The following is a 24,879-nucleotide window of genomic DNA, read 5'->3' on the forward strand; positions in this document are numbered from 1 at the left end:
ATTCGAGGTAAAGCGCGCAAACCGTTAACTTTTGCCTTAAAATGGCGGCCCTTCAAAGTTTTGGTACAAGTAGCCCTAGTATGACGACAGAGAAAAGCCGTACGATTTCCCCGTCACCCGAGCAAAGCCGGCTACTGCGGGACACCCTCGGCCACTTTGCTACCGGTGTAACTGTCATTACCACTCAGGATACCAATGGCCAACCTGCCGGCATGACGGCTAACAGCTTTAATTCCGTTTCCCTCGACCCCGCCCTGGTTCTATGGAGTATCGATAAGCAGTCCATGGGCTATAAAGCATTTACCACCCGGGAGCACTTTGCCGTGCATATCCTGCGAGCAGACCAACAACATGTCTCAAACCTATTTGCTGGTCGAGGGGCAGACAAGTTTGGACAGGTCAACTGGTATGAAGGCCCCAATGGTATACCTCGCCTAGAGGAGTGTGCAGCCTATTTCCATTGCCGCCGCGCGCAGTGCATTGATGGTGGAGATCACACAATATTGCTTGGAGAGGTGCTGGAATTTGCCGCTTTTGGTGGTGAACCCTTGGTCTTTCATCAAGGCTGTTATCGTGCATTGGCTGGAGAGTAGCAGCTCACTTTTTGGAGCCTAATCACTACCCAAAGGCTATAAAAATAATTTTTTAATGCCAATTAACCAGTATTTGGCAGAAACTTTGGTGTTGCATTAGTGACCTCGTAATAATTCAAGGGCAGTCTGAAGCAAACCATGAAAATGGACTGATAAGCCATGACTTCAACTACGCTCTTCTGTTTCGCCCACCGGGGCTATCAACAGCGAGCCAGTGAAAACACTCTCCAAGCAATCGGGCATGCGTTGGAACTCAACGTCGGGGGTATCGAAATTGATGTGTGGAATATTGGTGGGCAGCTTCTGGTCAAGCATGACCGGCGACTCGGACGCCTAATCGCGGGCTCTGAACTCATCACTGAAATGCATCCCGATGCCCTGAAAGAGAGACCTCTCCCTTGCGGGAATAAGGTCCCTACATTAAGGGAAGTTCTGGAACTTGTGGGAAATAGTGCCCAACTCAATATCGAGCTGAAAGGGCCTAACTGTGCAGCCCTTTTCGCGGATGAAATCCACACCTTTACGCAGGATACTGGTGCAAGCTACGAGCAATACATCGTTTCCTCTTTCGATCACCGCCAGTTGTACCAGTGCCTGCAATTAGCTCCTGAGGTTCGGCGGGGAGTGCTGGTTTCCGGTGTTCCCCTCGATCTTGCAGCCTGCTCTGCTCCATTAAAGGCCTATTCATTACATACGAACGTAGATTTTATAAATGCAGATTTAATAGCCGATGCAAAACAGCGCGGGCTTAAGAACTACGTATTTACCGTCAACGACCCCAACGATTTGATACTGTTGGCAGCTCAAGGTATCGATGGGGTTTTCACTGATGAACCTCAAATCGTATCCGATTTTAATGCCCGTGTTGAATTCACAAAAACTGGCACTTAGACGTTGGAGAAGATCCCCTTCACCAATTAAGAGAACAGACAGTAACCCGGGACAATTACCGGGCTACTGCTGTGAGTTAAAGCAGGAAAAGACTCGAGGCTAAATAGTCTCCCCTATTTATACAGCTTAAAACTCTGCGCTAGCACGTAAATACCAATAACCACCATTAAAGCCAAATGGTGATGTGAGGGCATGGCGTACCCCGAGATATCGCAATGTGGGCTCCTGCTCATCATCAGGCATTACGTCAAAGATATTCTCGCCCCCCAACGACAATTTATAATTTTCATACAGCGTAAACGTCGCTTCGATATCAACGAGAATTTCACTGCCATAACTATAGGTATCACTGGCATCCCCAGCACCAAACAACCCGCCTGTTGATTCCCAACTGCCATAGCGATTAAAACGCAGGTACCCTGCAAATAAATCACCCGTATCGAGATCAAAAGTTAAAGTCGTTCGATCACTGGGAACTTGGTTTTCCAGGTCAAATACCCGTGAGGCATTGATGGTATTTGGCGTAACACTGGTAACTTCCTGGCGATTGTGATTATGGCGTAAATCCACCACCAATAAACTTTCAAAAATCTCGAAATCACTGGTAACTGCCAGATCTATACCAGACACTTCCGAGTCATAAGCATTGACGAAATAGTTTGCATTGCTGCCGTTGAGTAGTGCTGCATTTTCTATACCGGCATTTTGCAACAGAATCACTTCGTCATCTCCGATGGCATTGTTGCGCAGAGCCAGGCGATCCTCGATGTCGATGTTGTAGTAATCTATTGTCACACTGGTATTGTCCAGTGGGGCAAAAACCGCACCCAAGGTGAAACTGGTGGATTCCTCCGGCTCCAGCTCAACGGCTCCGAGCGCTGACGCTACCGGATGAGCCACAGGATAGGTTCCATTGGGTATCAGGTTGCCACTGGAGTCTGTCGTAGTAGTAACATTTAAGGTATTCACCTGTCCGGGTGTTGGCGCCCTGAAACCAGTATTTACCGTCGCTCGAAATGCCAGTTGTTCATTCACATCATACCGTGCTGACAATTTCCAATCCGATGTCGAGCCAAACTCATCATATTCCTCTAACCGTAAAGCCGCTCCCAAAGTCAGAGCCTCAGTCACATCGGCTTCAAGGTCAATATAAGCTGCAATACTCTCACTACTGAAACTGCCCAGCGCTTCAATCGGGAACCCCTGAAAACCATCTGAACCCACACCAAAATACGCAGCAGTTGGACCTACCTCAGTGGACGCTGCATCCCCCCTACCAATTGAGTAAGTCTCTTCACGCCACTCAGCGCCGAATGCAAGGTTCAATGGCGAAGCAAAAGCCATGACATCAATGGGGTAGACAAAATCCGCATTGAGGCTGGACTCTTCCTGCGTGAGGGTTCCCGGCTTGAAGGAAGTAGGAGACAAAATACCCAAACTTGGATTGATTGAATTTTTCAGGACATAGTCCACTTCATTTTCAGCCAAACGTCCGCGTAGATCCCAGGAGAGGCCATTGGCAAGCTCTCCACGCGCCCCGAATACAGCCGCGATATCATAAATATCTGCACCGAATTCAGGGTTGTAGCCGCCGGGGAACTGAGTATAAATTGGGTTCCGCAACACGTACCCACTGTCGCTGGAAGTATCTGCTACCAGGTAATCCGAGGGGTTTAGGCCTTGCGCCAAAATAGAATCCACTAAAGACTGGGGAGCTGGATCGGGCATGTAGTCGATACTATTCGGATCAAGGGGGTCATTGGGGCTGTCTACTTGCAGGGTACCTCTCGCAGTAAACTGGTGTTCTGGATCGAGCACCGGTCCACGATAGAAAAAGTCAGAAATTGTTTCATTTTGTGAATAACCGAAGTTTCCATAGAGCTCTACCGAATCAGAGATCTCCAGGCCGCTGTTAATAAAAAACTTCAGGGACTCAACATCGGGATCACCCCATCTCTGACCCAAGCCATCCAGTGGTACTAAATTACTTCCCACAACTGATCCTACCTGCTGCGCATCTGGCCGCGCTTCGCTACGCCAGGTTTTATCTGCGCGGGAAAATTCAACGGTGCCATTAATAAATCCTGCATTACCCAGCGCAAATCCCGTATTAGCGGCAATACTCATCCGGGTTCCATCCCCTTCAAAATACTCCCCTGTCTGAGCTGATAAGCTAAATCCCTCTGCATCATCCTTCAGGATAATGTTAACGACACCGGCAATCGCATCGGAGCCATATTGTGCTGAAGCTCCATCACGCAAAACCTCAACTCGCTCTATAGCCATAGAGGGTAGCGCTGAAAAGTCGACGGCTTGGGCACCCTGGTTAACTGTGCCCAGGGGGGCAAGCTGCAAGTTAACCAGCGCAGAGCGATGGCGGCGAGCTCCATTGACCAGTACCAAAGTTTGATCTGGGGATAAATTACGTAAAGTTACCGGGCGGATAAAAGCGGTGCCATCCGCAATTGGAAATCTCTGCGTATTAAATGAAGGGGCAATTTTTGCCAGGGACTCAGTAAGATCAAAGCTCGCTTGATCCGCAATGTCCTCTCCGCCAACCACATCTACCGGAGAAAGAGTCTCGGTGGGAGATACACCCTCTTTGCGCGTACCTGTGGTTATCACTTCCTCCATTGCCCGATCAGCAGTATTAGAGGCACCCTCTTCCTTTTCCTCAGCAATCGCATACCCACCAGAGTTAAAAATCGCAACTGCCACCGCCAATGACAAAGGTCTCAACAAGTAACGCTTCATATTCACCACCCTCTCTTCTCATTATTAACATCAAACAGAACATCACCGGATAATTCATCAAAGCAATGCACATCAAATTAGATCCGTGCAGGGGTTAAACAAAAAAAGCGGCATACTGACGTTCCGTTAAGTTGCATCCATGCCAGAAATTAGTGCACGCCTAGGGTAGATCTTTTACGCGATTAAATGTCAACTTCCAACAAATCAAAAAATTAATGTCGCGATATTTATTTTAAAAGGAGGGGGTACACGTTTAGCAAATGCCAAAAACTGCCAAACGTGACTTTTAGAAAGGCTGAAGCAAAAGTGACAGCAATGAATTCACTTAAAAAAATAAATAGGTGAAATCAGCACCGTCTATTGAGGTGTATAAGTAACGTCAACCTCATAATCCGATCCCAGGCGACTGTAGCCCCGCACCATAAAATAGGCTTCACTCTCACCACTTGGCACGGTTAAGGAACAGTTCTCAGAGCTATCTCCCTCATAGGGACGGCAATCGTAATAGCGCCAAGTAGGTGCCGCACCAAAACGGACATATAGATCGGCATCATTAGTACCGGTCATATCCGCGATAAAATCTGTACCGGGCGTTACACTGAGAGGTCCATAGTGATCCTCCGAACCTCGACCCACATCACCACTAAAGGTTTCTGTTTGTTCCTCACCGGGGTCGGGATCGGGGTCCGGATCGGGGTCTGGGCCCGGATCATCCCCTATATAACCCTTGGCCAATTCAGCGACATAGGCAGCAGCAAGCTTTCCAAACTTCACCGCATGACTGGCATCTCCACCACTATTAGCGAGGGTATCACTTGAAGTGTGGATATAAGGGTTTGAGCCATTAAAAGTCGCCTCAAAAGGAAAGGAAACCGGATAACCCTGGTTATACCAAGATGCGTGATCAGAACACGCATAACCACAATAAGTTGTTCCAACAGTAAGGCCGCTCAGGTAGGTCTGGGCCAGATCCTCAAGAAAGCTATTCTGGGCACTATTGGTGTAATCTCCAATAATATAGATATCACTATTTGAGCCATAGTAATTGGTCATATCCAACTGCAAGGCACCTATCACATTTTTATTCTGTGACTTGTAATCGCTGGCAATATCATCTGAGCCCCGCAGCCCCACTTCCTCAGCAGCGTACCCCATAAAAGCCAGCGTTTTATCCGGCTTATAATCTGTAGCGACAATTGCATTAATGACATCAGTCAATGTTGCTATGCCAGACGCATCATCGTCAGCCCCCGGCGCTCTCGTACCTTCACCAGTGCCAAAACCGACCGTAGAATCCAGGTGCGCCCCCAGCACGATAATTTCATCCGGATCAGTTTGCCCCTGAATAGTCAAAATTACAGAGGGTTGCGCCCAACTATGGCTATAAAGTTCGACTGAGGCATCACTTCGTGAACTCGTTAATGCCTGCCACTCATCCCTTATCCACTCAGCACCATCCACGCCGGTTGAAGTGGTGTAATAGCGATTAGTAAAATTCGACAAACTTTGAATAGTTGACCGTATATTAGACTCTGAGATCTCTGCTTGCAGGGCGTTAACCACATCTGCATTATCAATAGAGTAAGCGATCACGTTATTCACTATTGTCGTCAGCGATGAAACCTGGGCAGCTTCTGCTTCCTCCAATGAGTCATGTACCATAAAGCCGCCACAACGGTTATGGTTGATATGCATCAGAGTCGATATTTCGGAAAGATTCTTTTCATTAACTTTTAGAATAGTGACTCCGTTACGTTCCTCACCTTGAATCGCGAGTGGTTGCTTGGCAACCAGGCTACTGTTTTGCTTTAAGGTTTTATAACCATCACTACCTATAGTTATCCACAGCTCTTCTGCCATAACAGCGCCGGGGAGTGCAAGAACCCCAACTAAAGACCTACTAATAATTTTTTTCATTATCTTCTCCACATTAAGTTAGCCCCCTGCGAATCCCTGATATTTCAAAAACACAGGCAGGCAATAAACACACATGCAAGAAGCCTGCACAAACAGCAGTTTTGAATCTCAATAATATTCAAATAATACAAAAATCAATGAGGATGGAACTACAGGCCATACCTATAAACAATCGCGGACAATCCAGAAATATTTTTATTATTCGAATTTCGAAAAGCGCAGAGAGAACAAACAAAACCGGATTGACCAATCCGGCAAGGAAAAGCTAGCACATTCAAATAAATACTAAAACAATTTGGCATCTTTCAGCGTAAGAGCCCCAATAAACTTTAAGTGGATCACAAATACACAAAAAACATAGAATATAAAAACACTATTAATAGCAAATAGAACTAGGAATAATTTCTGAACTAAAGGGTTTTTCAGCCCTTTATTTTAATTAGATCTACAAGAAGAATTTTAAGATTGCAACTCACACAGAATCTACCCAACCAGGAAGCCTCCTTTTTAACCCCTGCTGGTTTTGTAAAGCAGCGGCTGCACATAAAACGGTCTCATCAGCATATTTTCTGCCTACTATTTGCAGACCTACTGGCAGACCACTCGCTGAAAAACCGCAATTGATTGATATTGCCGGATGGCCTGATAAATTGAAGGGGTAGGTATAAGGTGTCCAGGAATACCATAGAGAGCCTGAATTACTATCCGGCACATTGACCCCAGCACTAAATGCGGTAATAGGTAAAGTTGGGGTCACTAACAGATCATATTTCAGAAAAAATTCCTGTAATCGCTCGACAAAGTTATCTCGCCACTTCAGCGCGTCGAGATAATCAGGTAAGGATAATTTGTCCGCTTGTTCTGCGACCTCTAACAATTGGGGCTCCACCAGTTGGCGCCTGGTACTATCCATCGCCCTAAAGATACTCGCTATTCCCGCACAAAATAGACAGCCAAAAGCTGCACTAGCATCATCAATACCCGGGTCAACCTCTACAACTTCAGCACCCAATTCCTGGAAGTGCATTACACTAGCAGAAACGTTGCTCACCACCATGGGATCAGGTGCTACGTAACCAAGACTGGGGCTGTAAGCAATACGCAACTTTCCTGTTCTTTCAATCAACCTTCCCTCTGTAGCTGCAAGGAAATCAATGTTCCGGCGAGGTATTGCGCGGATATCCCGATGATCCGGTTCACTGATTACATTCATCATCAGTGCACAGTCTTCCACCGTCGATGCTAAGGGCCCCACATGCACCAGGGAGGAGAAGGTACCTAATGGCCAATGGGGAACCTGTCCAAAACTCGGTTTGAACCCAATTGTGCCGCAAAAGCTGGCCGGAATCCGGATAGATCCACCACCATCAGCCCCCACAGCCAGAGGGCTCAATCCCAGTGATACTGCAACCGCAGCCCCGCCACTCGAACCACCCGATGTCTTATCCCTATCCCAGGGGTTTCTCGTAATACCGTCTATGGCGTTATCCGTCACCGCCTTCCAACCAAACTCCGGTGTCGTGGTTTTCCCTATTGGCGTGTACCCGTTGCGCTGTAATGCCGCAATGCAAGGGGCCGCACATCCCAGCGTCGTCTCTGGATCAATTATTTGGGAGCCGAAAACCGTTGGCCACATCGGTGTATAGAAGACATCCTTTATTGCCACTGGCACCCCATCAAGTAATCCCCGCACATTGCCAGACATATAGCGGTGTTCAGCTTCCCGCGCATAGGCGAGGCTTGTCTTTCTGTCAATCAAACAAAAAGCCTTAACATGCCTATTAAGTCGCTCAATTTGGTTGAGTAACTCCTCGGTAACCTCAACCGGTGAGAAAGACTTCTTCCTGTATCCATGCAACAGCTCAAGAGCTGTCATCCCAACGAAATCACCCATCGAGTAAGCCTTCCAATTACTGATCCGCTAACTTCATCAGACTAGTCGTCGGTAGCTAACTACTTGCTCCACCTTCTCTTAAAAAGATCCGATGGAATAATTTCACGCAATACAGAAAGTTCAGCTTCCAGTCAGGAAATTCACAGTAAGCTTTGGTGAAATCACCGACACGGATAACCGCTGTGAAATTTCCCTCTCAAATTGCACTCCTCTTTCTTTTAGTTTCATTGATCTCGGGATGTGCCACCATGAGCGAAGATGAATGCTATGTCGCAGACTGGCAGGCAATCGGGTATGAAGACGGTGCAGCAGGTCGAGACATTTCTTATTTAGGGGGGCGTCGTGAGGCTTGTGCAAAGTACGGTGTGTCAGTCAATACAATGGCTTATCGCAATGGGCGAACTGAAGGGCTGGAGCTTTTTTGCACCGAGCTGCGCGGCTTTGATCAGGGGCGCTCTGGCAACAGCTATAACGGGGTCTGCCCCGCAGACCTCGAAGGGTTATTCTTGCGGGGATACAATTCAGGCCAGAATATTTTTCTTGCCAAATCTGCTGTCGAGGAACTGGTATCGGCAATTCATGACCTGGAACTGGCAAGAGAGCATATTCTCGATGATATGACAGAGATCGGTGCTTTATTGGTAGATGAGACAGTCGACAACTCTGAGCGGGTGACCTTGCTCGCTGATATTGCTCGCCTAAAGGTCAGGCATTCAGAACTGGGGATGGAAATTACTGGCTTGCAGTTCGAACTAATGCAACGAGAAGCCGAGTATCAGGAAGTATTGGCCCGTTCCCCCTACCTGTAACTCTGCTCTAAAATCCCATAAGAGCCAAGATTACCTCTGCGGGCCCTAATCTGCAGAGGTTAATTCCTGTCTCTATCTATTGTCGTGAATCAACCATTTCTAATCCCGGTCTCCATCACTACCAAACTGGCACCATATGATAAATGGAAAAAGTAGGCCTCCTACAAAAGGCAGGCTTGCAGCGGTTGCCCCCTATTCGACTTATAGACCACCAGGAAATTTGCACCAAAGAACCAAGTAAAAAGACAGTTTCAAGAAAAATTATTCTCTATATTTCGGGCAATTGGATCAGTGCTGGTCTTTTATCCTACCCCGCATTGACTTCACCTGAGAGCGACGACTTTTTGCTTGCAGGCGACGCTCCTTGGCACCACGACTGGGTTTTGTGGCCACGCGGAATTTTGGCTTAAATGCAGCTTTATCCACCAGTTCCTGCAGTCGCTCCAGGGCATCCAGGCGGTTTTTCTCCTGGGTTCGGAACCTCTGAGCCTTGATAACCACCACGCCATCAGAGGAGATTCGACGATCTTTTAACTTTAAAAGACCATCCTTAATCAACTGTGGAAGTGAAGAAGCCCGAATATCAAACCGCAGATGAATTGCACTGGAAACTTTATTTACATTTTGGCCACCGGCGCCTTGTGCGCGTATCGCACTCATTTCGATTTCTTCTTGAGGGACAGACACCTTCCCTTTTCCATAAACCATAAACACCCAATGCCCGAGTTACATCATTTTACTAAAAATACAAAATCTAATGACCATTCTGCCCAAATAGTGCAGCTATTAACCAGCCCCACAACACAGATACAATTCGCCATTGACAGAAATCAAATTATAAAAAAATGCTTCCTATAAAATGAGCGTATCTAGGGGTAAACCTCATTTACCGGGAAACCCTCATTAAGTAATATTGCGCCAGCCGAATAAAAGCTATTTAAGGGGCCTTAAAGGCCAACCAGGATTTGCGGAATGATTTGTGACTTATTTTCAAGTCATAGTCAAATCCGCTAAGATTGCCCGGCTTCCTAGAAGTACTGGAGCAAAGAACAATAAAGACTCGCGCCCTGTAGTTTCCTCTGGACTGCTCCCGATGTCTCCGCGGGTGTGAGATTACCGCGACAAGGAGAAAACCATGCATAACGCCAAGCGTAGCCTCGCAGCGGCCATAGCACTCGCAACAATGACAAGCTCTGCGGCTTTTGCCAAAGAGGCAGCCTTTTCCCAGGTTATCGCCTTCGGTGACAGCCTAACCGATGTCGGCAACTACGATGTATTCACTAATGGGGGCGACGATCGCGAAGTAGCCATTAGTCTTTTATCCCAGAATCTGGGCCTGGGTGCCGTAACTCCGTCTTGTGCAGGTATGGAATCTTCCTTTTGCCTACCCACCGTAGACCCCTCACTGAGTGCAGAGGAACTTGAAGCTTCCGTTACTGCTCAGATTGCTGCTGGCTTGAGCAATGCCGGTACAGGCTGGGCCGTAGGCGGGCACAAAGCAGCTGATGTTCTGATGAATATCATCGGTCCCGACAACTATGCAGCCTACCTGCAGGCATATGGCCTGGAGGCTGACCCGAGCCGTCATAACCTGTTAAGCGCCCTGATGCCAACCACTGGTGACGAAGGCTTAACTCCCAGCTACCCGGACTCCGAACTCCTGACCCAATTGCTGGTACAACAGGCCACTGCAGCCCAATTAGTAGCCCAAGCCGAAGCTGCCCTGGCAGAAGGTGATACCGCAACTTATGCTGACCTGATGACCCAAGCTTCTGCTATGGGCGACGCCATTGAGGGCACCTTTGCTGATCTTATAGCCACTACTGGAACTTCCGGTAACCCACACCCACTGGGAATGGGCTACCTGGAAAGTACTCTGGGAAGTGCTGATCACAACGCTCTCTATTGGGTAAACGGCGGTGGTAACGACTTACTCAGCGGTTTCGAAGATGTCGTCGCTGGCACCTCAACCATCGAAGAAGTCACTGCGGATCTGGACGTTGCATCAACAATGCTGGCAAGCGCAGCTGGCGCTCTATCCGATGCAGGTGCCAATTACATCCTCGTATCCAATGTACCGGATGTCAGCAAAACTCCTGGCGTTTACGCTGCTGCATATGAAGCCGTTTACTCCAGCGACAATGCAGAGGCTCTGCAAGCTGCAGTTGATGCTGGACTAGTGAGCCAGGAAGATGCTGATGCCCAGCTGGCCACCGCCTTCGAAGAGATACTTTTCGAAGCAAGTAGCACTTCTGAAACCTTCAACTCAGCACTGTTAGCTAAGGCCAAGGATATCGACGGCGTTCTGATGGTTGACCAGGCAGGTATCCTGAAAGTCGCCCTCAATAACCCGACCATCTTTGGTTTATCCTCCTCAGAGAACCAACTGTTTTGTTACGACGGCAGTGGCAACGACTGTATTGAGCATTCCGTTTATGGCATTAACGGCACCGACCCCGATGCAGACAAGCTGATCTTCAACGACAGTGTTCACCCCACTCAAATTGGTCAGGAAATCCTCGGTGACTACTACACCGCAATCGTGAATGCTGCTCAGGTTGCCGGTCAGCTGCCAGATATCGCAATCCAGGCTACTCGCACCCACACCAACAGCCTTGACGAGAGCCTGGCCAGTGTTCGTTACCGCTCCGCTCAGACTGGCGTTTTCGCCGGTAGCTCCCTGGGTAACGTCGACTACGATACAGATTACACCGCCAATGTCAGGGGAGATGGCTACTCCAATATTCTCGGCATGACTTTCGCCGTGCGCGACAATGCGGAAATCGGTTTTGCAGTAAGCCGCTCCAATATTGATGTGGATAATTCACAGCTTGCTATTGATTCCACCTCAACCAACTACAGCGTTTTTGGCCGCATGCACTACGACATTTTCTTTGTCGAAAGTAACGCGACCCTGACCGATGTAGATTACGATGACGTCAGCCGTTCTGTCTCTCTGGGCGACACTTATAACGGTAACCTGACCGGGAATACCTCTGGCGAGAACTTGTCCTTGGGTATCACTGCCGGTGCCAACCTGCTCAACAGCGAAACCTTCCAGTTCGGTCCATTTGTAAGCTTCACCAAGGTAACTACGGATGTAGATGGCTACACCGAAGATGCCATCGAAGGCTTTACCTATACCGACCTGAGTGGCAATGAGCTCGACCCGCTGGGTATGCACTACGGTGATCAAGAGCGCCGCCTGAGAAATATGCGTTTTGGTGCTTTCGCCAATAAGAGCTGGGACACCATTAATGCCTATGCAGAAATTTGGTATGAAGACACCAACGGCACTGAAGAAGACACTATTGAAGTGGGTGTAAAATCCATGGAAGGTAATATGAATGCCATGCCTAGCTATGCCAGTGTCGACGAAGGTATCTTCAACGGTGGCATGGGTATGATTGCCGGTATCCGCTGGCAAGCAGCTGACGCTATTGCAGTTAGCGCAACTGTCGCTTCCCGCCCAACGACTGAATCTGCCTCCGTCAATTTGACTTACCGCTTCTAAGTGGTAACTGTGCCCCCTTGCCAGGGGGCACAGCCTCCCCTTCTATTTAATTTAACTACGATTCTTCTCACCTCAGAGCCTTCCCTCATCAGTGAAACTGAAAAAATAGGGTCCGTCCAAATGCTCCGATTAGAAACTGACAACCTGGTTATTCAGGAGCTTAATGAAGACCGGGATAACGGTTTAATGCTGGCACTACTCAATGATGCCGATTTTCTAAAGAATATTGGCGATCGCGGAGTTCGCACAAAACGTGAGGCTCGCAACTATATCCTAAATGGTCCCATTGCCATGTATCGTGAGCACGGCTTTGGTATGTACAAAGTGTCCTTGAACAATGGCACTGCAATAGGCATCTGCGGACTGGTTAAGCGAGAGGGGCTCAATGGAGCCGATATTGGTTTTGCCTTTTTACCCGATTATCGTGGCCAGGGTTTTGCTTTAGAAGCTGCCAAAGCTGTAATGACGTACGCCAGGGATATACTGGGATTAACGCGAATCCTTGCGATTGCACAACCAGAAAATAAACCCTCTATACGATTACTGGAAAAACTCGGCCTAGCCCACGAGAAGCAAATTGTATTGCCAGGCGAGACTGAGAAACTGGCTTTAATGGCCTGGCACAAAGACGCAGCTGAAATAACAAACTAGAATAAAAAGTATTTCTTAAGAAAGTTATTCTGATATACAACGTCGCTGCACCTTGATAATAAAAATACCACACAGACCCTGTGGTTTTTCATTGACATGCAACCATGCTGGTCTAGTCTCCAACTTACTATTAAGGAGAGGACTGCCATGATTATCGCAACCGATATGCCAGAAGTCAGTCGATGTGCCGCCAGCCAATGCGCTTATAACGCCAATGATGCTTGCCACGCCAGAGCAATTACCATTGGTGACGGTGCCGATCCCGACTGTGATACTTTCTTCACCAACTCCCGTCATACAAGCAGCTCCCGTACCGCCGGCGTTGGTGCCTGCAAAATGGAAGACTGTAAATTTAATGATGACTTCGAGTGCTCAGCAGAAAGTATTCAAATTGGGCTGACAGGAAAATCCCAGCACTGTCAGAGCTACACTCACTGACCAGGCAACCAACAACCCAATAAAAAAGCCCGGATCAATACTCACCGGGCTTTTCTATTAATCGGGGGCGATTAACTCACAGGTTCAAGTGAAGCCTCTTTTGAGCCCTCACTCACCGCAGTGCGAGGCTCCCATACAATCCCCTTGATATCCACGTGTTGTTTAAATAGAGGCTGATAATGAGCTTCAAGTACCTTTCGCTTAATCTTTAGTGTCGGCGTTAGGAATTCATTGAGGGGAGTCCACTCTTCCTTGGTAATAAAGATGGTCTTAATCCGCTCATGTTGCGGTAACTTATCATTTACCGAAGTCAGTAGCTTCTGCAAATGCTCATTAACTTCTCCCCGTGGTAATTTCTCAGCGGACTCGGAGATAGTCACCAGCATTACCGGCTGATCCATACCGTGCCCCAGAACACAGAGCTGGGCCAGCATTGTCTCATTACCAAAAAATCCTTCGAGTCGGCTGGGCTGAATAAACTTGCCTTTACTGGTTTTGAAGGTTTCTGAAATACGCCCAGTGATATGTACCAGACCGTCTTTATCAATAAACCCAGAATCACCCGTGTGGTAATAACCATCCCGTATTACCTCTGCGGTTTTTTCCGGTTCAAGATAGTATCCCTTCATCAAGGAACCGCTCTTAAAGAGTATCTCCCCTTCCTCAGAAATCTTAACTTCACAGCCATGGTAAGGCTTACCAACCGTCCCCGGCACAGGATCTTCCCCCGGCGGAGCAAAGCAACCGTAAATAAAATTCTCGGTCATACCGTAGCCATCGGCCACCTTCATTCCCATACGGTGGTACCAGCGCAGTAGTTCAATGGAAATAGGGGACGCACCGCTAACCAATATTTCTGCATCATCCAACCCCAGACCATTACGAACTTTCTTTCTCAACCAGGTATTGATTCCAGGAATACGTAGCAGTACTTCTTGCAGCGACGGCGGGATTTTTTCATCAATTCCCTCTTTAAACTTGGTCCAAAGGCGAGGAACCGAGAAGAACATCGTCGGACGCGTTCGCTTTAAATCTTCCAGGAAAGTATCCAGAGATTCGGGGAAATGAATTGGGGTACCAGAATACAAACAATGGAATTCAACCAGTATCCGCTCTGCGGCATGAGCTAAGGGCAAATAAGAAAGAACACGGTCATTCTCATCCATTCCATAACCGCGAATCATATTTGGGGAGACAAAAACCACCGAAGACCAGCTATGCATAACTCCTTTTGGATTACCTGTAGTTCCAGAGGTGTACATGATCGTAAAGATATCATCCAGATCAAAGGTCGGCTTTTCCTCAAAGCGCTCACTCTCTTTGATTAGGGTTTCCAGATCCTGGTCACAACGGATCTCACAGCGTTGGATAGCAACCGAGGGCAGCATATCAGCAACTTCCTGTAGAGCCGCATTATTGTCGGTGGCCCCACAGAAAAGCATCTTCGATTCAGAGTGCTGTAAAACATAAGTCATCGAGGAGACAGATTGACCTGGGTAAAGCGGCACGCTGATCATTCCCGCCAGCATGATACCCACATCCACAATAATCCAGTCCGCACAATTTTTGCCGTGAATAGCGATGCGATCACCGGGCTCGTACTGAGCGCGCAAGTAGCCAGCAATCCTGCGAGCCCGATCCATTACCTCACCCCAGGTATAGTCTCTCCATTGCCGCTGCTGCATTTGGCGAAGAAAGACCGTATCAGCCTGCTGCGCCTCCCTCTGATAAAGAAGCTCTAAAGGTTGCAGGCCCTTCACCTTCTCGTACTTTTCTTCCGGGGTCATCGCTAGTCCTCTCTGATTATTGTGTTTTTTTAATTATGAGCAGTATCATTTGTCCGGGCAGATTGCACCAATATGCAGCACACCCTGAGCGGAGTTACCAAGATAACTAAGCAGTAAAGCCATTAAATAACGACTTTTACCCGGCTTGGCTAGATCCGCCGAATGAATATGGCAGATGAAACACCTAAAAAGGCAGAATCTCTGACAGTTATTGTTTTACCTTAAGTTACTGAAGATCAGCTATTAGTGCAATTATTGTTATCAACAATAAAATGCGAATGACTGGTCACAAAGGAGCAGGCTCTTTGCTGCTTAATTAGGACATCAGGTCTAACAAAAGTATCCCTTTTATCAGGGCGCTACTTACTAATAGGACTAAAAACTAGAGCATTGTGGTACACAGTGTCACATGAGTGTAATTCAAAATTACTTTTGATTTCTTAAAAATTTAATCCGCACCAATTTCTAGTTTGATATCAGGGTTACAGAGAAACAACCTGAGACAACAAGCAAAAACAAATAGCAACACCCAACTTAAAAAGCCCGAAAACTACAAAAGCTTCCTTTTAGCAAGTGCGAGCACCCAGGTAAAACTAAAAACGACAAAAGCCGCGGAGACTTAAAATCCATTTAAGGCAATTAATACAATAACCTTAATTTAATTAAGAACATTAACAGCTCTTAAATATTGAAAATAGCCGCCTCAATACTTCAGAGAAAATAACTTTAATTTCTCATTCAAGAATATACTTTCAGAGCTCGCAACACCGAAAGCATTGTAAGTTTTGTTTAAAAATAGATGTGTTTAACTGGGCGTTAAAAGCGAGATTGAGGAGGGAGAAATGGGGAGAGGGATGTGAAAAACACCCCCCTCTCCTACAAATTGTATTAACCTACCTTTTCTCCGTGAGCCTGCTTATCAGCATGGTAAGAAGAGCGTACCAAGGGACCACAGGCCGCGTGCTTAAAGCCGATTTGCTCGGCGTAGCGGCGATACTCTTCAAACTCATCCGGGTGGACGTAGCGCTGCACCGGCAAGTGTTCTTTACTCGGTTGCAGATACTGGCCGATCGTAAGCATATCGATATCATGCTCGCGCATATCGTCCATTACCTGGAAAATTTCCTCTTTCTCCTCACCCAGGCCAACCATCAACCCGGACTTGGTCAGTACGTCAGGGCGACGCTTTTTGTATTCCTGCAGCAGCTTTAAAGACCACTTGTAATTGGCACCGGGACGAGACTCTTTATACAGGCGTGGCACAGTTTCCAAATTGTGGTTAAACACATCCGGAGCTTCTTTCTCCAGAATGTCCAGCGCTACATCCATACGGCCGCGGAAATCCGGAGTGAGAATTTCCACTTGCAGGTTCGGGGACTGCGCTCTCGATTCACGAATACAATTGGCAAAATGCTCGGCGCCACCATCGCGCAAGTCATCCCGGTCAACAGAGGTGATTACCACATAGCGCAAACTCATTGCAGCAATGGCATCCGCCAGGTTCTTAGGCTCTTCCGGGTCCAGTGGATTGGGCTTACCGTGGCCTACGTCGCAGAAAGGACAGCGACGGGTACAGATTTCACCCATGATCATAAATGTCGCGGTACCGCCACTAAAGCACTCTCCCAAATTAGGGCAGCTCGCCTCTTCACAAACCGTTGACAGTTTTTGTGAGCGGAGAATATTTTTGATGCGATCCACTTCTTTTGAAGCGGGAACCTTTACGCGAATCCAGTCAGGCTTACGCAGCAGGTTATCGCTGGCAATTACCTTCACCGGGATACGCTCTACCTTATCGCCATCGCGAAGTTTCTCCCCCTGCTGGAGGCGGCGAGTGCGCTTAACGGGCACCAGGTCGGGTTTATCAGCCATTACTTAATTCCTGCTGTTCTGCGCTCAGCTGCGCAAATACTTTTTCATCAATGGGTTGCCACTGGGCGTCGGGCAACTGAAGAGTGTGGAGCAGCTCGCGTACAAAAATCTCGGCGACCTGGCTCCAACTCGGGGTTGGTTCCAATATTTCTGCTATCTGCACCATCTGCATCCCCGCATAGCCACAGGGGTTGATCCGCAGGAATGGAGCCAGATCCATATCGATATTGATGGCGATACCGTGGAAACTGCACCCCCGCCGAACTCGCAATCCGATAGAGGCTATCTTACTTCCCGCACGGGGGCCTTCAGTGAGGTAGACCCCAGGCGCATCGGCCCTGGGTGCCGCTGCAACACCAAAGGTTTCCAGCATTGCCACCGTGGCAGTTTCCAGGGCAGTGACCAAGTCACGTACGCCGATTTTTGCTCTGCGCAGGTCCAGCAATGGGTACACCACCAACTGGCCGGGGCCGTGATAAGTCACCTGTCCCCCACGATCCACCTGAACCACGGGTATATCACCGGTATTCAGCAGGTGCTCGGCTTTGCCTGCTTGCCCCTGGGTGAAAACCGGCTCGTGCTCTACACACCAGATCTCGTCAGCAGTTTCGCCATCACGACTATCGGTATAGCGCGACATGGCCTGCCAGACACTCTTGTAATCTCGCCGCGCAAGATCGCGAACAATGGTCATCAGAGCACCATATGCACAGCGGGGTGCTGTTTCAGTTCTTCAAATAATGCTTTGAGCTGCTCCTCACCAGTGGCGAGGATAAAGAAAGTCATTGAGGTGAATTTACCAGTACTACTGTCACGTAAGGTAACGCGCTCTTCATCCAGGCCGGGGGCATGGCGACGCATCACATCCAGTACAAATTCGTGCGCCTCATCATTGGCATCACGCACGACCTTGACCATGTAGTCTTCGCAGGGAAATTCAATTTTCGGGGCTTTTTGATTGGGATCTTGACTCATACCACTCTCCGGGGCCGGGCTGTTAGATATTGAGAAAAGCTTAGGCACAGCCGGGCGGCGATTATACAGCGGCTAAACAGCAGTGGACAGTGAGCAAAAGGGGAAGTGGACAGAGAGTGGGGAGGGATGGACAGGGATGGGAATCATTCCCATCCCTAAATCAGCAATTAGCTAAAAAAGCCCATTACAAAGCGCTTGATGGAGTCCCACATGCGCTTGAAGAAACCGGCACGCTCCACATCTTCGGCAGCAACTGCTTTAACATCGGCGACAGTCTCACCATCCAGGGTCACAACAACTTTACCCACTGGCTGGCCCTTCTGCACAGGCGCTTCCAGCTCACCATCCACAATCAGGTCGGCCTTAATGCCTTCCTCACCGCCACGGGGGATAGTAACGAATACATCTTTAGCTACGGCAATACCCACGCTGGGCTCTTTACCACCCCAGACACGCTCCGTCTGCAACTCTTCACCCTGACCATAGACCTTGTGGGTTTGGTAGTAGCGGAAGCCGTAGGCGAGCAGTTTTTGGGTCTCAGAGGCGCGCTTCTCATCACTGTCGGTGCCGACAACAATAGCAACCAGGCGCATGCCGCGCTTCATTGCAGAAGCTACCAGGCAGTACCCTGCTTCTTCCGTATGGCCGGTCTTAATTCCATCTACAGAGGAATCGCGCCACAGCAAACGGTTGCGGTTGGGCTGGTTAATGCCGGAGTAGCTGAAATACTTCTCGGAATAAATATCGTAATGCTCTGGGTGGTCCATTATCAGCGCACGCGCCAGTACACCCAGGTCATGGGCAGTCGTTACGTGCCCCTCTGCAGGCCAGCCAGTGGCGTTGACGAAGTTAGTATCTTCCATGCCCAGCAGCTCTGCCTGCTGGTTCATAACTTCGGCAAAGACCTCTTCACTACCGGAGACGTGTTCTGCCAGGGCAATACTCGCATCGTTACCGGATTGAATAATCACACCGCGCATCAAGTCGATAACCGGCACCTGGTCACCCACTTTAACAAACATCTTGGAGCCACCCTTGCGCCAGGCCTTTTCAGAGATACGAACCATATCGTTTTCTTTGATGCTCCCCTTAAGGATCTCCTCAGAAACGATATAGGCCGTCATCATCTTGGTTAGGCTTGCCGGCGGTACCGGAGTATCCGCCTCGTGCTCAACCAGGACCTGACCGGTATTGGCATCTAAGAGCAGGTAAGACTTCGCCGCCAATTGAGGCGGTGCAGGGATAAGAGATTGCGCCTGGGCCAGGCCCGCACATAACAACAGGAAAGAACAGGCGATAATCCGTGTGATCATAGGTATATGTCTCGTCATTCCTCGTTTTCGTTGGCTTAACCTGCAACGAAATCTACAAGGTTAATCAGCGGCACTAGAGCTTGTCACCAAACGCCGCCTATCATTACAAAAATACAAAATACAAGAAAAAACGCGTCAATGCGCACTATTTTGTGAACGGGTATTCAAATGACTGCCGCCGATAGCATCAGTCACAATCATTTAAGGCAGATATCACCCTTACCTATTGATACCCAAAAGCCCACAACACTATTCGTAAACTACTTGTGGCTGTCCAAATTGCTTCTGCTCAACAGTTTCCCGCGCTGTTGCCAAAGCTCTCTGCTGGGTGAGTGGACCAATTCGAACTCGATAATAAGTCTTGCCGCCACTCTGAACAGAACTAACAGCAACAGGATAGTCAATGGCCGCTGCCAATTGGGTGCGAATTTCCTGGGCCTGCGCGGAACTGCTATAAGCACCAACTTGCAGATAGGTATTGTCGGGCAACTTGATAGTCGTATCTTCCGCCAAACCAGCGGTGCCATCACTATTGGCCAGCACTTCATTGGCCGCCGGCAACGCGGCCGGGTCCAGAGCCTCTACCTCAACCCGAGCAATGCCTTTATCAATGTATCCAAGCTTTTGCGCAGCAGTATAACTGAGGTCGATGATGCGCCCGTGCACAAAGGGCCCCCGATCGTTTACCCGCACGATAATACTGCGGCCATTGTCGAGATTGGTGACCTTGGCATAGCTGGGCAGTGGTAGCGTTTTATGGGCAGCAGACATGGCATACATATTGTAGACCTCGCCATTTGCAGTGCGTCGGCCGTGGAATTTTGTTCCATACCAGGAAGCCTGCCCCACCTCTTTATAGCCCTTGACGTCATTGCGTACACGATACGTGACACCGTTGACCTTATAAGGGGATTTATTGCCGGCGTCGCCGATCGGCTCGCGGACAGGGATCGGCTCAGGGGCTGCTTGCATATTTACCGGAGCAGCAGGGCCACTATCCTTGATGCTATTAAAGTCCGGTTGCTTGGTGTTTTCGGTTTTCTGTGGTTTTGGCTGCGGGCCACTACAGGCCGCTAATATCAGGACCGCCAGGGCCACTCCCCAACGCGCTTTGCACTGAAACATAATCCCCCCGGCGCGCGACAACTTATTGCTGCCGTCTCCAAGCCGCTATTATCTGGAACTGCTAAATAAAATAGAAAAATATGAACACTAAAAACCCAAATGGTTCCCTCCATTTGGGTTAAATTTAGCTGCGGGACTGAAGCCGCCTTAAGACTTGCCGCCTCTCGCTTTAACAATCTCTTGGGCCAGATCATTGACGGCCATAGCGTAAAGGCGACTGCGGTTATAGCGGGTGATAGTCGCGAAATTATTCAAACCGAGCCAATACTGTTTTCCCTGCTCAGTTTGCAGGGAGAATACGTTGGCCGGCATTTCCGGAGCCACCTGGCTAGTAGCGTTAAAGCCTTTGTCCGCCAATTCTCCAACGGTCCACTGCGGCTGCAGAGTATCGTTGACGATTGTCATGTCCGCATTCGGGCGGGGGCTGGCCAGTACCGCGACCGGTTCACCGGGCTTCCATCCATGTTTAACGAAATAGTTAGCCACACTGCCGATCGCATCGGTAGGGTTGTTCCATATATCCGCCTTGCCATCGTCGCTGAAGTCCACCGCATAAGAGCGGTAGCTTGAAGGCATGAATTGGCCGTAGCCCATAGCCCCAGCATAAGAGCCCTTGAGAGCCAAGGGGTCCATATCCTGCTCACGAGTCAGCAGAAGGTAGTTTTCTAACTCTTTGGTAAAAAACGCAGAGCGACGGGGGTAGTTAAATGCCAGCGTGGAAAGTGCATCCAAAACCCGGTAGCCGCCCATATTACCGCCGTATCGGGTTTCAATTCCGATGATGGCAACAATCATCTCTGCCGGTACACCGTATTTCTTTTCAGCCTCAGCCAGGGCCTCGGCATTTTGATCCCAAAAGTCTACCCCACCGGCAATGCTCTGCGGGGTGAGAAACATTTTGCGATATTCGTGCCAGGGCTTGGCTTTCTCAGCTGGCCGTTTGATCGCCTTTAGGATGGAATCTTTGCGCTTGGCCTCACGCATCAGAGTCTGCATTTCTTCGCGATTAAAATCGTGCTCTTCCACCATATAATCTACGAATTCTTGCGCTTGTTTATTATTTCCGTGACCCGGTTCCTGCGCACAGGCGGCGAGGGCCAGTCCCATCCCGATTAATAATCCCGAGGTCCACTTCAAAACGACCGCTCCTGTCTTCATCTCGCGTCTCTAAATCCGGTTATTGTCCCTATGCAGTGTTCCTCAAAAGTGAACTCTGCGCCGCTCAGTGCCAACAGCCATCAACAAGCCAAATCCGGCCATCAATGTAATCAAGGATGTCCCGCCGTAACTAATCACAGGCAAAGGCACCCCAACTACCGGCAACAATCCTGTAACCATACCAATGTTTACAAATACATAGACAAAAAAAGTGAGGGTAATACTCCCCGCCAACAATCGGCCAAATACGTGCTGGGCCATAAAGCTGATGTAAATGCCACGGGCGATAATCAGTACATATAGCAAAAGCAGCAACAGGGCGCCGCGCATGCCCCACTCCTCCGACAGTACCGCGATAATAAAATCGGTATGGCTCTCCGGCAGGAAATCGAGCTGTGACTGGGTTCCCTGCAGGTAGCCTTTGCCGTAAACACCACCGGAGCCGATAGCCGCTTTGGAGTTAAATATATTCCAACCAGCACCAAAACGGTCATCATCTGGGTTGAGCAGGGTCAAAATTCGCTGCCGCTGGTAATCGTGGAGCCCCCAGTGCCAAATTGGATAGGCAGCAACCAACAGCGCCATTGCCGCGGCACTGATCATCTTCCAACTCAACCCCGCTAGATACAGGGCAAAAAGACCGGACGCCGCAATCAGGATCGAAGTCCCCAAATCCGGTTGCCGTACGATAAGAGCTGCGGGAATCGCCACAATTGCCAAAGCTCCAATCACTGTGGTCAGTGATGGCGGCAAACGGCGTTGATGCAGGTAAGCTGCCACTGCCATGGGGACACCGAGCTTCATCACTTCCGATGGCTGGAAGCGAAACCCGCCTATCTCCAGCCAGCGCTGTGCCCCCATCGCCTTGGTGCCAAAGAACAATACCCCAACCAATAGCGCACAACCGGCCAAATAGGCCCAGGGGGACCAGCGCCGATAAAAATCCAGGGGGATTTGCGCAACGATAAACATGCCCACAAAGGCCACGCACATAAAAATTGACTGGCGCCGCACATAGTTCATATCACCGCCAGAAGCGCTGTACAGCACTCCAAGTCCTACAGCGGCCAACACCAACAACAGTACCAGTAGCGGTATATCAATATGCAGGCGGCGTGAGAGACTGACCGGCTTGCGCAGACTGCCGTGGGCATCTGACAAACGGTGGGAGAAATCGCGACTAGCCATTGCCAGCCCCCTCGCTCAAATAAGTGGTATCCGCCGTCTTCTGCGGTTCCAACTGCGGGCGTGACATCCACTCCGCAAATAGCTCTCTTGCCACCGGAGCAGCGACCTTGCCGCCGCCCTCACCATTTTCGACTAATACCGAAACAGCGATACGGGGGTTATCCACAGGCGCGAAGGCCACAAACAGGGCGTGGTCTCGGTGGCGCTCTTGCAGGGCCTCTGAGTCATAGCGCTCCCCCTGGGCAATACCGACCACCTGAGCGGTACCGGACTTACCCGCCACGCGGAAGTCCAGATCTTTACCTGCCCGTTTCCCGGTACCGGTACGGTGGTTGACTACAGCCTCCATTCCCTCGAAGACCAAATCCCAGTGATCAGGGCGGGCCTCGAGGTTGTGCAGTATCTCGGGAGGTTGTTCCACCCCGTTGATCGACTTGACCATCTGCGGGCGGTAGTGGGTACCGCGATTGGCAATCGTGGCAGTCATTACTGCAAGCTGCAGTGGCGTCGCCAACACAAAGCCCTGCCCCAGCACCGCATTCAAACTGTCACCGGGGAACCAGGGCATTCCGCGGGCGCCGCGCTTCCAGTCTCGGGAAGGAAATAGTCCAGAGCGCTCCATGGGCAGATCAATCCCTGTCTTGCTGCCCAAGCCAAAATGAGAGGCGATGCTGTGCATATCATCGATATCCCAGCGGTGCGCCATATCCCAAAAGTAGACGTCACAGCTCTGCGCCATGGCCTGTATCAGATCCACTTTCTCACCGTGCCCCCAGCGCACGTGGTCGCGGTAGATGCGCGGATCGTTGGGCAGCTTGTAAAAGCCGGGGTCCTTGACTGTACTCTCTCGGGTAATAATGCCCGCCTGGAGTCCACCCAGCCCCATCAACGGCTTTAGAGTCGAGCCCGGTGGATACTGCCCCTGCACCGCCCGATTAAACAGGGGCACATCGAGAGAATCGCTGAGGGCGCGATAGTCGGCAAAGCTGATGCCGGTCACAAACAAGTTGGGGTCGAAGGACGGCTTGCTGACAAACGCCAACACACCACCGCTATTTACATCGATCGCAACTACTGCACCGCGGCGATCTCCCAGGGCATCAGAGGCGACTTGTTGCAGTTGAGCATCCAGGTTGAGCACCAGATCCGAGCCCGGTTTGGGGTCCCGGCGCTCCAGTACTCGTAAAACCCGGCCACGAGCATTAATTTCAACATTTTCATAACCGACCTCCCCAAGCAGGAGGTCCTCGTAGGAACGTTCCAACCCGACCTTACCGATACTGCGGGTACCGCGATAGCGGCGCACATCATCCTCGGTAAAGTTACTCAGGTCGCGGTCACTGATTCGTCCCACGTAGCCCACACTGTGGGCAAATAGATCCCCGAGGGAGTAGTAACGCACCAACTCCGCCTCCACTGACACTCCAGGCATACGGAATTGATTAACACTGATCCGTGCGATTTCATCTTCGTTCAAACGAAACCGGAGAGGCACTGGCTCATAGGGGCGCCGGCGTTTGAGGCGTTTCTGGAACTTGGTGACATCATTTTCATCGAGTCGCACCAGGTTACCGATCAGCTCTAGCGTGGCATCCATATCGCGCACGCGCTCGCGAACTATCGACAAGTTATAACTGGCGCGGTTATCGGCTAGTAAAATGCCGTTGCGGTCGTAGATCAATCCGCGGGTCGGCGCGACCGGGCGCACCTGGATACGGTTCTCATCAGATTGAGTGCGGTAGTCTTCGTAATTAACCACCTGGAGGTTGTAGAAACGCGCTACGAGCACACCCAGTAAAAAGATAACCCCCACAAGCGCCACCAACATACGATTGCGAAACAATCGCTGCTCGGTATGGGGATCCTTGAGATGGTAATCGTGCGGCATCAGAATTTATTCGATGGTTTTTGACTGGCGTGCAAAAAATCTAATTCCCTACATTAACACAGGGCGAGTCAGGAGAGAGAACCGAGTCGGCAAATCTCTCCGCGACTTATCG

Annotated in this window: 19 protein-coding genes; 6 read left to right on the forward strand and 13 right to left on the reverse strand. The window is 49.6% G+C overall.

Annotated elements, in window-relative coordinates; all coding sequences use genetic code 11:
• The first annotated feature begins 80 nt into the window (after nucleotides 1-80).
• Nucleotides 81-593 (forward strand): flavin reductase family protein, encoded by a 513-nt coding sequence (locus ACG1BZ_RS18665; RefSeq protein ID WP_413663130.1) that lies wholly within the window; start codon nucleotides 81-83, stop codon nucleotides 591-593.
• Nucleotides 594-752: 159 nt separating this feature from the next.
• The gene (locus tag ACG1BZ_RS18670; protein ID WP_413663131.1) at nucleotides 753-1,484 is read left to right on the forward strand and encodes a glycerophosphodiester phosphodiesterase; all 732 of its coding nucleotides are present in this window, start codon (nucleotides 753-755) and stop codon (nucleotides 1,482-1,484) included.
• Nucleotides 1,485-1,610: 126 nt separating this feature from the next.
• On the opposite strand, the gene ACG1BZ_RS18675 is transcribed toward ACG1BZ_RS18670, so the two are convergent.
• The 3 genes from ACG1BZ_RS18675 to ACG1BZ_RS18685 form a co-directional block, all read right to left on the reverse strand.
• Nucleotides 1,611-4,238 (reverse strand): TonB-dependent receptor plug domain-containing protein, encoded by a 2,628-nt coding sequence (locus tag ACG1BZ_RS18675; RefSeq protein ID WP_413663132.1) that lies wholly within the window; start codon nucleotides 4,236-4,238, stop codon nucleotides 1,611-1,613.
• Nucleotides 4,239-4,595: 357 nt separating this feature from the next.
• A complete protein-coding gene (locus ACG1BZ_RS18680; protein WP_413663133.1) occupies nucleotides 4,596-6,155 on the reverse strand; it encodes a M28 family peptidase in 1,560 nt (519 codons plus the stop codon).
• Nucleotides 6,156-6,627: 472 nt separating this feature from the next.
• Nucleotides 6,628-8,049: an amidase gene (locus ACG1BZ_RS18685; protein ID WP_413663134.1), complete on the reverse strand. Its 1,422-nt coding sequence runs from the start codon at nucleotides 8,047-8,049 to the stop codon at nucleotides 6,628-6,630.
• 248 nt (nucleotides 8,050-8,297) lie between these two features.
• Between ACG1BZ_RS18685 and ACG1BZ_RS18690 the strand changes: the two genes are divergently transcribed.
• Nucleotides 8,298-8,858, forward strand: a complete 561-nt coding sequence (locus ACG1BZ_RS18690; protein WP_413663135.1) for a DUF2799 domain-containing protein — start codon at nucleotides 8,298-8,300, stop codon at nucleotides 8,856-8,858.
• 288 nt (nucleotides 8,859-9,146) lie between these two features.
• On the opposite strand, the gene arfB is transcribed toward ACG1BZ_RS18690, so the two are convergent.
• A complete protein-coding gene (gene arfB / locus ACG1BZ_RS18695) occupies nucleotides 9,147-9,566 on the reverse strand; it encodes an alternative ribosome rescue aminoacyl-tRNA hydrolase ArfB (protein WP_413663136.1) in 420 nt (139 codons plus the stop codon).
• Nucleotides 9,567-9,993: 427 nt separating this feature from the next.
• Between arfB and ACG1BZ_RS18700 the strand changes: the two genes are divergently transcribed.
• The 3 genes from ACG1BZ_RS18700 to ACG1BZ_RS18710 all read left to right on the forward strand — a co-directional run bounded on the left by ACG1BZ_RS18700 (nucleotide 9,994) and on the right by ACG1BZ_RS18710 (nucleotide 13,461).
• The gene (locus ACG1BZ_RS18700; protein WP_413663137.1) at nucleotides 9,994-12,372 is read left to right on the forward strand and encodes an autotransporter domain-containing protein; all 2,379 of its coding nucleotides are present in this window, start codon (nucleotides 9,994-9,996) and stop codon (nucleotides 12,370-12,372) included.
• A 120-nt stretch (nucleotides 12,373-12,492) separates the two neighbouring features.
• Nucleotides 12,493-13,023 carry a GNAT family N-acetyltransferase gene (locus ACG1BZ_RS18705; RefSeq protein WP_413663138.1) on the forward strand — a complete coding sequence of 177 codons (531 nt, stop codon included), beginning with the start codon at nucleotides 12,493-12,495 and terminating at the stop codon, nucleotides 13,021-13,023.
• A 147-nt stretch (nucleotides 13,024-13,170) separates the two neighbouring features.
• Nucleotides 13,171-13,461 carry a DUF1540 domain-containing protein gene (locus tag ACG1BZ_RS18710; protein WP_413663139.1) on the forward strand — a complete coding sequence of 97 codons (291 nt, stop codon included), beginning with the start codon at nucleotides 13,171-13,173 and terminating at the stop codon, nucleotides 13,459-13,461.
• 71 nt (nucleotides 13,462-13,532) lie between these two features.
• Here the strand turns inward: ACG1BZ_RS18710 and ACG1BZ_RS18715 are convergent, their stop codons facing one another.
• The 9 genes from ACG1BZ_RS18715 to mrdA form a co-directional block, all read right to left on the reverse strand.
• Nucleotides 13,533-15,248: an AMP-binding protein gene (locus tag ACG1BZ_RS18715; protein WP_413663140.1), complete on the reverse strand. Its 1,716-nt coding sequence runs from the start codon at nucleotides 15,246-15,248 to the stop codon at nucleotides 13,533-13,535.
• A gap of 888 nt (nucleotides 15,249-16,136) precedes the next feature.
• Nucleotides 16,137-17,120 carry a lipoyl synthase gene (gene lipA, locus ACG1BZ_RS18720; protein WP_282931475.1) on the reverse strand — a complete coding sequence of 328 codons (984 nt, stop codon included), beginning with the start codon at nucleotides 17,118-17,120 and terminating at the stop codon, nucleotides 16,137-16,139.
• Nucleotides 17,113-17,814, reverse strand: a complete 702-nt coding sequence (gene lipB, locus ACG1BZ_RS18725; protein WP_413663141.1) for a lipoyl(octanoyl) transferase LipB — start codon at nucleotides 17,812-17,814, stop codon at nucleotides 17,113-17,115. Before lipB ends, lipA begins: the two co-directional genes overlap by 8 nt.
• Nucleotides 17,814-18,095 (reverse strand): YbeD family protein, encoded by a 282-nt coding sequence (locus ACG1BZ_RS18730; protein ID WP_282931473.1) that lies wholly within the window; start codon nucleotides 18,093-18,095, stop codon nucleotides 17,814-17,816. The genes lipB and ACG1BZ_RS18730 overlap by 1 nt, the downstream gene beginning before the upstream one ends.
• A 167-nt stretch (nucleotides 18,096-18,262) precedes the next feature.
• Nucleotides 18,263-19,408 carry a D-alanyl-D-alanine carboxypeptidase family protein gene (locus ACG1BZ_RS18735; protein WP_282931472.1) on the reverse strand — a complete coding sequence of 382 codons (1,146 nt, stop codon included), beginning with the start codon at nucleotides 19,406-19,408 and terminating at the stop codon, nucleotides 18,263-18,265.
• Nucleotides 19,409-19,657: 249 nt separating this feature from the next.
• A complete protein-coding gene (locus ACG1BZ_RS18740; RefSeq protein ID WP_282931471.1) occupies nucleotides 19,658-20,533 on the reverse strand; it encodes a septal ring lytic transglycosylase RlpA family protein in 876 nt (291 codons plus the stop codon).
• A gap of 147 nt (nucleotides 20,534-20,680) precedes the next feature.
• Nucleotides 20,681-21,691: a lytic murein transglycosylase B gene (gene mltB / locus ACG1BZ_RS18745; RefSeq protein ID WP_413663142.1), complete on the reverse strand. Its 1,011-nt coding sequence runs from the start codon at nucleotides 21,689-21,691 to the stop codon at nucleotides 20,681-20,683.
• A gap of 42 nt (nucleotides 21,692-21,733) precedes the next feature.
• Entirely contained in the window at nucleotides 21,734-22,879 is a 1,146-nt protein-coding gene (gene rodA, locus ACG1BZ_RS18750) for a rod shape-determining protein RodA (RefSeq protein WP_413663143.1), read from the reverse strand.
• Nucleotides 22,872-24,767 (reverse strand): penicillin-binding protein 2, encoded by a 1,896-nt coding sequence (gene mrdA, locus ACG1BZ_RS18755; protein ID WP_413663144.1) that lies wholly within the window; start codon nucleotides 24,765-24,767, stop codon nucleotides 22,872-22,874. Before mrdA ends, rodA begins: the two co-directional genes overlap by 8 nt.
• Between the last annotated feature and the right edge of the window lie 112 nt (nucleotides 24,768-24,879).

Origin of the sequence: Microbulbifer sp. CNSA002 (assembly GCF_047324085.1) — a bacterium.
GTDB lineage: Bacteria > Pseudomonadota > Gammaproteobacteria > Pseudomonadales > Cellvibrionaceae > Microbulbifer.

Excerpts from the sequence above, each read along its gene's own strand:
- ACG1BZ_RS18665 (WP_413663130.1), top strand. The coding sequence starts at position 81 with ATGACGACAGAGAAAAGCCGTACGATTTCCCCGTCACCCGAGCAAAGC.
- ACG1BZ_RS18670 (WP_413663131.1), top strand. The coding sequence starts at position 753 with ATGACTTCAACTACGCTCTTCTGTTTCGCCCACCGGGGCTATCAACAG.
- ACG1BZ_RS18675 (WP_413663132.1), bottom strand. The coding sequence starts at position 4,238 with ATGAAGCGTTACTTGTTGAGACCTTTGTCATTGGCGGTGGCAGTTGCG.
- ACG1BZ_RS18680 (WP_413663133.1), bottom strand. The coding sequence starts at position 6,155 with ATGAAAAAAATTATTAGTAGGTCTTTAGTTGGGGTTCTTGCACTCCCC.
- ACG1BZ_RS18685 (WP_413663134.1), bottom strand. The coding sequence starts at position 8,049 with ATGGGTGATTTCGTTGGGATGACAGCTCTTGAGCTGTTGCATGGATAC.
- ACG1BZ_RS18690 (WP_413663135.1), top strand. The coding sequence starts at position 8,298 with ATGAGCGAAGATGAATGCTATGTCGCAGACTGGCAGGCAATCGGGTAT.
- arfB (WP_413663136.1), bottom strand. The coding sequence starts at position 9,566 with ATGGTTTATGGAAAAGGGAAGGTGTCTGTCCCTCAAGAAGAAATCGAA.
- ACG1BZ_RS18700 (WP_413663137.1), top strand. The coding sequence starts at position 9,994 with ATGCATAACGCCAAGCGTAGCCTCGCAGCGGCCATAGCACTCGCAACA.
- ACG1BZ_RS18705 (WP_413663138.1), top strand. The coding sequence starts at position 12,493 with ATGCTCCGATTAGAAACTGACAACCTGGTTATTCAGGAGCTTAATGAA.
- ACG1BZ_RS18710 (WP_413663139.1), top strand. The coding sequence starts at position 13,171 with ATGATTATCGCAACCGATATGCCAGAAGTCAGTCGATGTGCCGCCAGC.
- ACG1BZ_RS18715 (WP_413663140.1), bottom strand. The coding sequence starts at position 15,248 with ATGACCCCGGAAGAAAAGTACGAGAAGGTGAAGGGCCTGCAACCTTTA.
- lipA (WP_282931475.1), bottom strand. The coding sequence starts at position 17,120 with ATGGCTGATAAACCCGACCTGGTGCCCGTTAAGCGCACTCGCCGCCTC.
- lipB (WP_413663141.1), bottom strand. The coding sequence starts at position 17,814 with ATGACCATTGTTCGCGATCTTGCGCGGCGAGATTACAAGAGTGTCTGG.
- ACG1BZ_RS18730 (WP_282931473.1), bottom strand. The coding sequence starts at position 18,095 with ATGAGTCAAGATCCCAATCAAAAAGCCCCGAAAATTGAATTTCCCTGC.
- ACG1BZ_RS18735 (WP_282931472.1), bottom strand. The coding sequence starts at position 19,408 with ATGATCACACGGATTATCGCCTGTTCTTTCCTGTTGTTATGTGCGGGC.
- ACG1BZ_RS18740 (WP_282931471.1), bottom strand. The coding sequence starts at position 20,533 with ATGTTTCAGTGCAAAGCGCGTTGGGGAGTGGCCCTGGCGGTCCTGATA.
- mltB (WP_413663142.1), bottom strand. The coding sequence starts at position 21,691 with ATGAAGACAGGAGCGGTCGTTTTGAAGTGGACCTCGGGATTATTAATC.
- rodA (WP_413663143.1), bottom strand. The coding sequence starts at position 22,879 with ATGGCTAGTCGCGATTTCTCCCACCGTTTGTCAGATGCCCACGGCAGT.
- mrdA (WP_413663144.1), bottom strand. The coding sequence starts at position 24,767 with ATGCCGCACGATTACCATCTCAAGGATCCCCATACCGAGCAGCGATTG.